The following is a 12,373-nucleotide window of genomic DNA, read 5'->3' as shown; positions in this document are numbered from 1 at the left end:
ACCTTCCTAAACGTGAATTGCGATACCTTCGGCATCAAGTCCAATTTCTTTAATAATTTCTCCGACAGATGGATGGGCAAATACCGCGCTCGACAATTCAAGCGCCGAAGCATCCATAAATTTCGCGAGCGACAGCTGATTAATCAGTTCGGTCGCATGCGCACCTACTATGGAGGCGCCGAGAATATCTCCTTCGGGTGAGACGTTCAATTTAATGAAGCCTTCCCCGCCATCTTCGATGACTGCTTTCGCTATTGCCGAGAGCGGCAATTTATGTGTTTTAAACTCTGTATTCTTTTCTTTTAACTGCTGAGTGGTCGGACCAATCGAAGCAACTTCCGGTGATGTATAGATACATCTCGGGACATTGTCATAATTAAGCTGAAGCGGATTATTGTCCATAATATGCTCTGCTGCAATCAGAGCTTCTTCAATAGCAACATGTGCAAGCTGCTGGGAAGAAGTAACATCTCCAATCGCATAGATGTGCGATTCACTGGTCTGCTGGAATTCATTAACTTCAATCACACCGTGATCCATTTTAACTTTGGTGTTCTGAAGTCCGAGTTCCTCTGTGTTTGCTTTTCGTCCGATTGCAACGACTGCTTTATCGAATACTTCAGTGTTCCCGTCGATTACGAGACCCACGCTGTCTTTTTTAATATCGATGCCTTCAGCTTCCAGTTTAACACCGGTCTCAATAATAACTCCACTTTCAGACAGAGATTTATGAACAGCTTGTGCAACATCTTTGTCTTCTGCCGGCAGAATATGCTCCGCCGCTTCAAGCACAGTTACTTCTGAACCGAATGCATTCAAGATTGTTGCGAATTCAACACCGATAACACCGCCGCCGACAATTGCGATTTTCTTTGGAATATCTTCCATATACATCAGATCATCACTCGATAAAACTATCTCACCGTCAAACGGCATAAAAGGAAGTTCTGCAGGTTTCGAGCCGGCAGCGATAACGACGAAATCGTTAACGAGTATTTCACTTTCTTTTTCTTCATCTTCATAGCTGACACTGACAGCGCCTGCCAAGGGTGAGAATAATGACGGACCGAGCACAGTTGCTGTCCCTTCATAAATATCCACCTTGTTTTTATCAAGCAGGTATTTTATTCCGGTCTGCATTTTATTAACGACTTTGTCTTTTTGGCTAATAATATTTGCCATTTCAAATGACGGCTTATGTGGTGTAATACCGTATAGCTCTGCATTTTTCATCGTGTTAATGACTTCTGCACTTTTTAAAAAACTTTTCGTCGGAATACATCCTTTGTTTAAACATGTACCGCCGAGTCTATTTTTCTCTACAACGGCGACCTGGTGGCCGAGCTGGCTGAGTTTAATAGCAGCCACATAACCGCCTGTGCCGCCGCCGACAATCACTGTATCGTAATTTTTAGTCATGAGTTTCCTCCGCTCTGTATGTCTTCAGCAATTTTCTGTCCTGTTCTACTGTATACGCACCGTAGGCCAGTGCTTCCATCTCAAGTTCGCCCGGGTAAACTGTTATTGGTGCGAGAAATGAAATATAAGGCCTAATTAAATCCATAACATAGCTGCTGTAGCTGATGCCGCCTGTAAAAATAATCTGGTCGATTTCACCGTGCAGTACAGCGGCTTTAGCGCCGATTTCCTTGCCGATTTGAAAAGCCATAGCGTTAAGCACTTCTTCGCTGTTCTTGTCACCGCGCTCAATATCAGCTACTATATCGCGGATATCTTCAGTGTTTAAATGAGACAATAGCCCGCCCTGTTTAGAGATCAGTTTATTTATATCTAAAGGTGACAGGCCGGAGTCTTCTATATATTTAAGCAGGCCGTCGGCCGGAATACTTCCGGCGCGTGTCGGACTCATCGGCCCGTCGCCGTTCAGGCCGTTGTTGACATCGATTACTTTTCCAAGGTGATGCGCACCGACTGTTATGCCGCCGCCCATATGAATGACGATTAAATTTAAATCTTCGTAATCTCTCTTTATACTTTCAGCATACTTTCTCGCCACTGCTTTTTGGTTCAGTGCGTGGAAAATGGAAGTTCTTCTGACATTTTTAAGGCCGGTATACTGAGCTTCTACACACAGTTCATCGACGACAACCGGATCGGTAATGACAGCTTCGATTTTGTAGTTTTTGGCAAAGTCAGCTGCGAGGATGCCGCTTAAGTTTGAGGCATGGTCACCGTAGCGGCCTTCCGTTAAATCTTTAAGCATATCTTCGTTGATTAAATACGTGCCGCCTTCAACAGGATGAAGCAGACCGCCGCGTGAAGCGACAATGCTGACTTCTTCCGGCCGAACACCACATTCAGAAAAAAACATCATCAGCGTATTGTAGCGTACAGCTTTCTGTTCGTTAATACTCTGACTGATTAGCTCCTTGTCATGGGAGTAGGTCTTAACTATATGGCAATTTAAATCCCGGAAGAGCGCAACTTTAGTCGTTGTACTCCCGAGATTTAATACAAGTATAAACTTTTTCATTACTATTTTCTTCCGGAAAGGATATTTTTATCAGATTGAGTGTATACACTCTTCACATTCTGGATCGCTTTGATACGCGCTTCTGCAAGATGATCTGCCGCGTGCTGCGGTGAAATATTTTGTTCTTTTGCAATCGTAAAGATTTTATCTATCTGGTTATATACATCTTTGACTTTCGCTGTTGCGCGTTCTTTGTTGTAGCCTTCCAGTTCATCAGCAACGTTAATCACACCGCCAGAGTTTACAACGTAATCCGGTGCGTAAACAATGCCCGCATCCTCGAGTGCCTGGCCGTGTTTTTCAATGTCCAGCAGCTGGTTGTTCGCACTGCCGCAAATCGCTTTAACTTTCAGCTGTGGAATTGTATCATCGTTTAAAATTCCGCCGAGTGCACACGGTGCAAAGATATCCGCTTCGACACCGTAGATCTCATCAAGACCGACAGCTTCTGCGCCGAAATCATCGACCGCACGCTGTACTGCAGCTTCGTTGATATCCGTTACAATTAATTTTGCGCCTGCTTCATGCAGATGCGTACACAAGCTGTACGCCACATTGCCGACACCCTGAACTGCCACAGTTTTACCTGCAAGATCGTCGCTGCCGAAGGCTTCTTTAGCTGTACGTTGAGTCGCAACGAATAGTCCGAGAGCAGTAAACGGACTCGGGTTGCCGCTCGAACCGTAGGCTTCGCTGACGCCGCATACATAGTCAGTTTCCTGGTAAATGTAATCCATATCTTCAACAGTTGTACCAACATCTTCTGCTGCGATGTAGCGTCCGCCGAGATTGTTAATGTAACGTCCGAGCGATCGGAAGAATGCTTCTGACTTGTCTTTTGAAGCATCGCCGATAACAACTGCTTTGCCGCCGCCGAGGTTGAGTCCTGCTGCTGCGTTTTTGTAAGTCATGCCTTTAGCGAGACGAAGGACGTCCGTAATTGCTTCATCTTCATGTTCGTAATTCCAGAACCTGATGCCGCCGAGAGCCGGCCCAAGTGTCGTATCGTGAATACAGATAATTGCTTTAAGTCCGCTTGCTTTATCCTGGCAGAATACTAATTGTTCATAGTCGCCCTGTTCCATTTCAGTAAAAATCATATTAAACATCCTCCTGATTGTGTTCCATCATTTTAATTGCCAATTTAATTGAATTATACTTCTCTTCTTTTGAATCTGCACGCGAAGTCAGTACGAAAGGGACTTTAAGTCCGGCGATCATACCCGCCACGTGAGCACCTGCAGTCGTCACGAGTGCTTTATACAGTATGTTTCCCGCATCGATGTGCGGCATAATCAGTATATCAGCATCTCCTGCGACAGCTGAGTTGTACCCTTTAATTTCTGCAGCGGATTTTGACAGTGCAAGATCATACTGCATAGGCCCGTCGATTATTGCTTGCTTAAAATTACAGGCCCTCACTATTGTATCATTTGTGACGGTAGAAGCTATTTTTTCATTCACTTTTTCGACTGCAGAAATGAGAGCAATTTTAGGTTCTTTAATACCGAGCTTGCCTGCTGCGGTAATAGTATTTTCTATTATTTTAATTTTGGTTTCTGTATCCGGATCGATATTCATCGCCGCATCGCTGATAATTACCGGCTTGTGGTAATTCGGCAGGCTGAACAGTGCAATGTGAGATAAAAGGTCCTGCTTCAGCAGCTTTAATTCTTTATTTAATACTGCTTTTAAAATAACACTTGTTGAAATAAGGCCCTTCATCAGGACTTCTGCCCCGCCATCAGCAATAAACTGCCCGGCCTTAGCCGCTGCATCCTGATCATTTGTACTGTGATGAATCGATATATTGTGTACCGTATAATCAAAATTTAATTTTTTGAACATTTCTTTTAACTTGTGTTCATCATCAAAAAGATGCCATTTTATACCGAGTTCCCGTTCTGTGTCAATGACCAGTTCAAGCAGGTCCTCTGAGGCCGCTCTGACGAGTGCTATTGATGCTTCGGTGCCTGGCTTAATCTGTAATATTTCATCAAAATTCATGAATTCGCCTCCTCAGAATTATTATACAATATTTCGGATAAATACATTTACCAGACCCCTTTTGAAAGCCCTTACAAAAAGCATACAATTATTTTTCAAAAAAGAAAAGTGTATTAAAAAATGTTTAATAATTAAGAATATTCAAGGTCTAATTTCATACATGTTTCATAAATCGTAAATTTTACTTTCCGGGTTTTGTTGTATAATATTATTTAGAAATGATTTTAGGAGAAGATTATGCTGAAAATAGTTGCTTTATTAATACTGGTTATTCCCGGCATCATTGCGGGAATCGGAATAAAACTGATGCGGGACAGCATATTTGGTATCGTAATTGATCCGTTTACCTACACCGCCCTGCAGTTTTTTGCAGGTCTGATTATGACTGCACTTGGAATATGGTTTATCGGCGGATATCTTTTGTACCGCGAACGCAAAAATAAACGTGCCCAGGAACGTTTCATGAAACAAGCAAAAAAATCCGGTGAAGATTAACCTTCACTGGATTTTAGTAATTCTGCCGCATTAAGCCGGGCGGCTTCAGTAATTTTAGAGCCGCTGATCATGCGTGCAATTTCTTCGATTTTATCTTCGTAATTCAAATAAGCTGCGGTTGAGTGCGTACGTTCACCTTCAGTGTCTTTTTCTACATGAAGAAGATGGTCTGCAGTTGCTGCTGCCTGCGGCAGATGTGAAATCGCCAGCACCTGGCGCTGTTTGGACAGAAGTTTCATTTTCTCGACCATGCGGGCAGCCACCTGTCCGCTGACTCCCGTATCTATTTCATCAAAAATAATCAAAGAATCGCTGTCGAACTCAGAGAAGATAGTCCGGAGGGCAAGACTGACACGGGACACTTCCCCGCCTGAAGCAATTTGCTTCATAGGCTTCAGCGGTTCGCCTTTATTTGTCGCAATTAAAAACTCAACATCGGTAAAACCGAGCGGATTAAAATGAGATTCTTTTAAGCTGATTTCAAACTGAACGTTCGGCATTTCGAGTTCACTGAGTTCGCGGCGCAGCTTGCTTTCTAAGAAGTGTTTGCGCTCGTTCCTGTATGTATGAAGCTTCATTGCGGACTGCTCCATTTTCTCATACAGTTCTTTCTGTTCTTCTTCCAGCCGTGTGAACGACTGCGAAATATTTTCGAGATCATCGATATCTTCCTGCAATTCCTGCTCGAACTGAAGCAGCCCGGAATAGGTTTTTGTGAATTTGCGCTTCAGCTGATTGAACTGATTCAATCTGGACTGAATCGCATTTAAACGTTCTGCATCGTAATCGATCGAGGACAAATCATTCGACACATGTGAATTCAGCTCGGTTAAAAGGTAATATGCATCCATCAGCGTATCTTTATACGATGTATATGATTCGTCGAACTTAGTAACCGTATCGAGCGACTGATTAATATCATACAGCATGCCCTGCGGCGGATATTCGCTCACAAGCAGCGACTTAATCTGGCTGAGCGCTTCGTGAATATTTTCGTAGTTGGATAAAAACTCTAACTCATGTTCAAGTTCTTCTTCCTCATCTTCTTTCAGCTCAAGAGCTGAAATTTCAGCATGCTGCATTTTTAAAAGTTCGAGCTGCGTCAGGCGGTTGCGGTCTTTGTATTCGAGCTCTTCAATGCGTTCTTTTACCGACTGATAAGCCTCGTAGTGCTGCTGGTATTCGGTAAAAATACTTTCTTTGCCAAGGCCGATATAACGGTCGAGGTATTCAATCTGTTCATTTTTCTGCAGTACTTCAGCTTGTGACGACTGCGAATGAATCGACAGCACAAGCGCCATAATCTGTTTTAAATTATTCAGCGTGACCATCTGATTATTAATTTTAATTAAACTTTTACTGCTGGCCATCACTTCGCGTCTCACGATATACAATTCATCTTCTTCAATACCGAGTGAATTAAGCATACTGCTGAGTTTATCATTGACAGGAAAATCAAAGACGCCTTCAATGACAGCGCCGCTGTTTCCGTAGCGTATGTCATCTGCGGATGCACGGCGTCCTTCCAAATAGCTGATGGCTTCAATAATTTTAGATTTACCGGCGCCTGATTCACCTGTAAATACAGTCATTCCTCTGGAAAAATCCAATTCAATATTTTCAAGCACGGCAAAATTCTGCACACTTAATCTGAGCAGCACATTAAACACCCCAGTTAAATAAGATTAAAAATACGATCTTTAATTAATTGCTGTGATTCTTCATCACGGCAGATTAACAGACATGTATCGTCTCCGCAAATTGTGCCGACAACTTCTTCCCATTCGAGCTGATCGATAATTGCTCCGATCGACTGGGCGTTGCCTGGCAGTGTTTTTAAAACGAGGAGATTGCCTGTAAAGTCCAGTTTAACAAAACTGTCCATCAGGTAGCGTCCGAGTTTTTCAAGCGGATGGTACTGCCTGTCTTTTGGCATGCTGTATACATATTCCCCGCCTGGTGAAGGAACTTTAATCAGCTGCAGTTCTTTAATATCACGGGACACTGTTGCCTGAGTGACATTAAATTTATGTTCGATAAGCTTATCTACGAGTTCTTCCTGGGTTTCAATCCGGTTATTCGTAATGATTTCTCTGATTTTAATTTGTCTGATTGATTTATTAGACATTAAAATCCCCCCTTTATAAATAGTTATTGAATATTTATTCATTATATTATCATAAGCCGCTCTCTTTGCATAGCAAAAACAAAGACATCAGCCGTACACGACGGCTTTGATGTCTTTGTCTGTTATTGCATATTCATTTGGCTCGGCTGTCAGATAAAATAGGTATTCTCTGTTGCCTTTAGTTCCCGTAATCGGAGAACGTTCAATTGCCGACAGATTAAAACCGAGTGTTTCGCATTCTTTTTGCACACGCTGGAGGACATGATAATGCGTATCGAGATTTGTAATAATACCGCTCTCTTCCCGCTCTTCCAGATAACTTTCAAACTGCGGCTTAATTAAAGCTGCAATTTCGATATTATGGGTAAACAATGCTTTTATATGACGGAGAATCGGTACAATTGATGTGAACGAGACATCGATTGAAATGAAATCCGGGAGCGGATCGAAATTTCCGATTACAGTCTCTTTAAAATTGGTCTGCTCCATCACGGATACCCGTTCGTCAATTCTCAGCTGGTAGGCGAGCTGGTTAGTACCGACATCGACAGCATAGACGTATTTTGCCCCGTGCTTGAGTGCGCAGTCAGTAAAGCCGCCCGTCGATGAGCCGATATCGAGCATGACTTTATCTTTTAAATCCAATTCGAAAGAATCGATGGCGTGTTTTAACTTTAAGCCGCCGCGCGAAACGAACTGCTTCACATTTTTAAATCTGACATGTGCTTTGTCGGGTGCAATTTTATCTGAAGCTTTATAAACAGGTTCATTATTGTTTAATACTTTCCCTGTCATAATTAATTTTTGTATATCATCTATTGAACCGACATTAAAATGTTCGAAAATATATTCATCGATTCGCATTTTCTTCATAAGATGCCCCTGTCAGCTGTTTAGTCCGGCGTGCAATATTTTCTGCTGTAATGCCGATATCACGGAGCAGCAGATCCACATCGCCGTGTTCGATATATTCATTATCAATCCCGAGACGCTGAATTTTATTCGTGTACAGTTCATCGTTCATATAGGTGGACACCATGCTGCCGAGACCGCCTGTAAGCATTGTCTCTTCTATAACAAAGACAGGAATTCCGCTCACTCCGAGAGAATTAAGGAGAGCAGTATCCATCGGCTTAATAAAGCGTGCGTTTATCACTTTAACTTCAATGCCCTCTTTACTTAGTGAATCAGCAGCTTCCAATACAGTCTGAAGCGTCGGTCCGTACGAAATTAGTGCGGCATCACGGCCTTCACGGAGCACTTCCCAGCGCCCGATTTCAAGCGGTTCTCGGTTTTCTTTCATATCGACACCTTGGACATTGCCGCGCGGATAGCGGATGGCCATCGGGCCTTCAGTTTCAAATGATAAATCAATCATCATCTCAGCTTCTTTTTCGTCTCTCGGCATCATTAATGTGATATTCGGGAGCGGTGCAATAAAGCTGATGTCAAAGACGCCCTGATGTGTTTCGCCATCCGCACCGACAAGACCGCTTCGGTCGATACCGAGAAGCACATTGAGATTTTGTCTGTCAACGTCGTGCAGAAGCTGGTCGTAACCGCGCTGCAGGAAGGTTGAATAGATTGCAAGATACGGTTTCATGCCTGCAGCCGCTAATCCTGCTGCCATTGTCACGGCATGCTGTTCAGCAATACCGGTATCAAAGAAACGTTCCGGCAGTTCATTCTGGAATTTTGTCAGTTTGCTGCCGACAGGCATAGCCGGTGTCATGGCAACAATTGTCTCATCTTGATGGGCGCGGTCGAGTACAGTGTTCGACATAAATGCGCTCCACGATTCTGTTTTCTTCGTGCCGAGCACTTCGCCGGTATCGATTTTATACGGTCCGAGTCCGTGCCAGATACCCAGCTTGTCGTGTTCTGCTGGATGATAGCCCTTACCTTTTTTCGTAATGACGTGAATCAGAACGGGACCATCATATTCTTTGGAAGTTTTAATCGCTGCACCGAGATCTTCAAAATTATGACCATCGACAGGACCGATATATTTAATGCCGAGTTCTTCAAAGAAAATACCGTCGACAAACATATATTTTGTACTATCTTTAAAACGGTCAGCGAGATCCCGGAGCGTCGTGCCGACCTGCGGCAGACGTTCGATAAACCCTTCCGCACCATGTTTAAATTTGTTGTACTGAGTATTGGTTCTCATGCGTCCGAGCATATTGTGAAGTGCGCCGACATTTGGCGCAATGCTCATTTCGTTATCGTTTAAAATAATCGTCATATTCGTCTTGTCACTGCCGATATGGTTCAGGGCTTCAAGCGCCATACCGCCGGTCAGTGCACCGTCGCCTATTATCGGAACAACGTGATTTTTTTCACCTTTAATATCGCGTGCTTTTGCAAAACCCATCGCAGCTGAGAGCGATGTCGATGAATGGCCCGCTTCCCATACATCATGCTCGCTTTCGCGCATTTTTGGAAATCCGCATAATCCTTTATATTGTCTGAGCGTGGCGAAATCCGCACTTCTACCTGTTAAAATTTTGTGTATATATGCTTGATGCCCTACATCGAAAATCAGTTTATCCGACGGTGAATCAAAGTACTTATGAAGTGCAATTGTCAATTCAACAACACCTAAGTTTGCTCCGATGTGGCCGCCTGTTACTGCACATGACTCGATGAGAAATTCTCTTATGTCACTTGCTAGCTGTACGAGCTCTTCTTCATTTAAATTTTTCACAAATGATGGCTCGTCAATACTATATATATTCATATAGCAACCACCTTTAAATTTACTAGTAATTATTATAACACTATACTGTTCGGACCAAAAAGAAAAATGATAATTCATACTGACATATGAATTATCATTGATCTCTTTCAGCAAACATCTGAACGATTTTACGTAATCCCGCTGTCGCTATTAATCCATCCAGACTGTCTAGGATGCCGTATGCCTCTTCTTCTTTATCATTCAAGGCAGCCTTAGCGCCTTTTAACCCAAGTTCACTCACATAGGTCACTTTGCCTTTTTTCGCGTCGCTGCCCGTATTCTTACCTGTAATTTCAGGATTGCCTTCAAGATCTAAAATATCATCCTTAATCTGAAACAGGACGCCGATAACTTCGCTGAATTTTTCAAGACGCGAGGTCACCTGAGGTTCCGCACCGGCAATAATGCACGCTGCTGTCACAGGTGCTTTAATCAGCGCACCGGTTTTGTAAGCATGAATTTTTTCGAGTTCGTCAAGCGATGTTTTTCGTTTCTCCGCTTCGATATCGAGCATTTGTCCGCTGATCATGCCTGACTGGCCGCTTGCAGAAGAAATTATCTCAACGAGTTTAATTCTTACTTCTGCTGATAATGCTTTGTCTTTCGCAAGCACATTAAAACTTTCATTGAGCAGGTTGTCGCCGGCGAGTATCGCCGCCGCTTCACCGAAGACGACATGGTTTGTCGGCTTGCCGCGTCTCAGTTCATCATTATCCATGGCAGGCAGATCATCATGAATCAGCGAGTAAGTATGAATCATCTCAATCGCGGATGCTGCACTGACACCTTTAGAGACGTCTGTGTTAAGTGCCTCCAGCGCAGTAAATAACAACAGCGGACGGAGTCCTTTGCCGCCGGCTTCAACAGAATATTTACTCGCCTCGTAAATTGTTTCAGAATGCTGATATTCTTTCAGATGCAGAAGTATATGGGATTTCACTTTATCGATATAAGCTTTGTTTTTATTCTCCATCGTTATCAGTATCCTTATTGAGTTCTTCAACTTTTAACTCGGCATTTTTCAATATATTATCGCATTCCTGTGAAAGTTTAATACCTTCTTGATAAAGTTCCAGCGACTTTTCCAGGGATACTTCCTCTTCATCGAGCGATTTAACGATTGTTTCCAGTCTCGTCATTTTCATTTCAAAAGTCTGATCATTTTTAGTCATCTGTATTCACCTCAGTTACTTTCGCGCTGACTGTGCCTCGATTAAATGATGTTTCAATAACATCGCCAACTTTTAAGTTTTTTGCTTCCGTTACTATTCTATTATTAAACGTTGTATAAGAATAGCCTCTTTTTAATATTTGAACCGGACTGACTGATTCCAGCACATTAATATTTCCTGAAAGGTGTTCCATCTTCCGGCCGAGCACCGCTTTTATCCGGCGTTTCAGCTCATCTTTTGTTCTCAGAAGTTCCGCTTGCCCGTTTCTTATAAGAGGTGACGGACTGCTGTAGGACAAGGAAGACATATGCCTATCCAGCATGTGCCGGTTTTCGATTAGCGAAGAAGACATATAATTATCAAGTGACGCCGTTAAATCTCGCAGCCTTTCAGTCTCTTCTGTATATAATAAATTCGGATTTTTAAACTTGTAGTAATTCGCCAGCCCTTCCAGTTGCTTTCTGGAACGGTCAATTTTTGTCATTATCAGATTATCCGCCTGTCTGCCGAGCTCGCCTAGACGGAGATTTAAATCTCTGATATTAGGCACAGCCTGTTCAGCTGCAGCAGTAGGTGTCGGAGCCCGGAGATCACTGACATAGTCAACGAGCGTAATATCTGTCTCGTGACCGACACCTGTAATCACCGGCGTATCCATATTAAATACTGCGAGTGCGACTTCCAATTCATTAAAGGTCCACAGATCTTCAATCGATCCGCCGCCCCGGGCAAGAATTACTGTGTCCGCACCGAGTGAGTCCGCTCTTTTAAGATTTGTAAGAACACTCTCCTGGCTGCGGCCGCCCTGGACATATGTATTTAATAAAGTAACCTTAACGAGCGGATATCTGCGGGTTAAGGTGGTGATCATATCCTTAATCGCTGCGCTCGTCGATGAGGAGACGATGGCGATATGCTCCGGGAAAGCAGGAATCGCCTTTTTGTGCTCCAGATTCAAATAGCCCTTTTTCTTCAGCAGTTCTTTGTTCTGTTCCAGCTTTAAAAACAGCTGGCCGATACCGTCAATCTGCATTTCTTTAACGTAAATCTGGTATTGCCCGCGGGCTTCGTACAGAGTAATATTTCCTGCCAGAAGGACATTCTGCCCCTCTTCGGGCTTGAAATTCAGTTTTTCAGCATCGTATCTGAACATAACCGCACTGATGACGGATCTGTCATCTTTTACAGAAAAATAAATGTGGCCGTTCGTATGATGTTTCACATTCGACAGCTCACCCTTAAGAAAGACCCGTTGCAGGTACGGGTCTTTTTCAAATTTATATTTAATATATTTTGTTAAGGACTGAACTGATAAATACTTTGTACTATCCATT

12 protein-coding genes are annotated in these 12,373 nt (G+C 43.1%); 1 reads left to right on the top strand and 11 read right to left on the bottom strand.

Features of this window, described 5'->3' with window-relative positions:
• Positions 1-6: 6 nt before the first annotated feature.
• The 4 genes from lpdA to MHH58_RS06240 are packed head-to-tail and all read right to left on the bottom strand — an operon-like array spanning position 7 to position 4,501.
• Positions 7-1,419: a dihydrolipoyl dehydrogenase gene (gene lpdA, locus MHH58_RS06255; RefSeq protein ID WP_341345363.1), complete on the bottom strand. Its 1,413-nt coding sequence runs from the start codon at positions 1,417-1,419 to the stop codon at positions 7-9.
• Positions 1,412-2,494 carry a butyrate kinase gene (buk, locus tag MHH58_RS06250; protein ID WP_135096775.1) on the bottom strand — a complete coding sequence of 361 codons (1,083 nt, stop codon included), beginning with the start codon at positions 2,492-2,494 and terminating at the stop codon, positions 1,412-1,414. Before buk ends, lpdA begins: the two co-directional genes overlap by 8 nt.
• Before the next feature lie 2 nt (positions 2,495-2,496).
• Positions 2,497-3,594: a Glu/Leu/Phe/Val family dehydrogenase gene (locus tag MHH58_RS06245; RefSeq protein WP_341345362.1), complete on the bottom strand. Its 1,098-nt coding sequence runs from the start codon at positions 3,592-3,594 to the stop codon at positions 2,497-2,499.
• Between the two features lies 1 nt (position 3,595).
• A complete protein-coding gene (locus tag MHH58_RS06240; protein ID WP_341345361.1) occupies positions 3,596-4,501 on the bottom strand; it encodes a phosphate acyltransferase in 906 nt (301 codons plus the stop codon).
• A 237-nt stretch (positions 4,502-4,738) separates the two neighbouring features.
• Between MHH58_RS06240 and MHH58_RS06235 the strand changes: the two genes are divergently transcribed.
• Entirely contained in the window at positions 4,739-4,996 is a 258-nt protein-coding gene (locus MHH58_RS06235; protein WP_341345360.1) for a DUF2627 domain-containing protein, read from the top strand.
• On the opposite strand, the gene recN is transcribed toward MHH58_RS06235, so the two are convergent.
• The 7 genes from recN to xseA form a co-directional block, all read right to left on the bottom strand.
• Positions 4,993-6,657 carry a DNA repair protein RecN gene (gene recN, locus MHH58_RS06230; protein ID WP_341345359.1) on the bottom strand — a complete coding sequence of 555 codons (1,665 nt, stop codon included), beginning with the start codon at positions 6,655-6,657 and terminating at the stop codon, positions 4,993-4,995. The two genes, MHH58_RS06235 and recN, sit on opposite strands and share 4 nt — an antisense overlap.
• Before the next feature lie 14 nt (positions 6,658-6,671).
• A complete protein-coding gene (ahrC, locus tag MHH58_RS06225) occupies positions 6,672-7,124 on the bottom strand; it encodes a transcriptional regulator AhrC/ArgR (protein WP_115884348.1) in 453 nt (150 codons plus the stop codon).
• 87 nt (positions 7,125-7,211) lie between these two features.
• Complete coding sequence (locus tag MHH58_RS06220) at positions 7,212-7,997, bottom strand: TlyA family RNA methyltransferase (RefSeq protein ID WP_341345358.1); 786 nt, start codon at positions 7,995-7,997, stop codon at positions 7,212-7,214.
• Complete coding sequence (gene dxs / locus MHH58_RS06215; RefSeq protein ID WP_341345357.1) at positions 7,975-9,867, bottom strand: 1-deoxy-D-xylulose-5-phosphate synthase; 1,893 nt, start codon at positions 9,865-9,867, stop codon at positions 7,975-7,977. Before dxs ends, MHH58_RS06220 begins: the two co-directional genes overlap by 23 nt.
• 94 nt (positions 9,868-9,961) lie before the next feature.
• Positions 9,962-10,840: a polyprenyl synthetase family protein gene (locus tag MHH58_RS06210; protein WP_341345356.1), complete on the bottom strand. Its 879-nt coding sequence runs from the start codon at positions 10,838-10,840 to the stop codon at positions 9,962-9,964.
• Complete coding sequence (xseB, locus tag MHH58_RS06205) at positions 10,830-11,039, bottom strand: exodeoxyribonuclease VII small subunit (RefSeq protein ID WP_115884352.1); 210 nt, start codon at positions 11,037-11,039, stop codon at positions 10,830-10,832. Before xseB ends, MHH58_RS06210 begins: the two co-directional genes overlap by 11 nt.
• Positions 11,032-12,372, bottom strand: a complete 1,341-nt coding sequence (gene xseA / locus MHH58_RS06200; RefSeq protein WP_341345355.1) for an exodeoxyribonuclease VII large subunit — start codon at positions 12,370-12,372, stop codon at positions 11,032-11,034. Before xseA ends, xseB begins: the two co-directional genes overlap by 8 nt.
• Between the last annotated feature and the right edge of the window lies 1 nt (position 12,373).

The sequence above is a fragment of the Jeotgalicoccus sp. FSL K6-3177 genome (assembly GCF_038050175.1).
Taxonomy (GTDB): Bacteria; Bacillota; Bacilli; order Staphylococcales; family Salinicoccaceae; genus Jeotgalicoccus; species Jeotgalicoccus nanhaiensis.
Note: the sequence above shows the minus strand (reverse complement) of the source record. Positions and strands in the feature narration are given on the sequence as shown.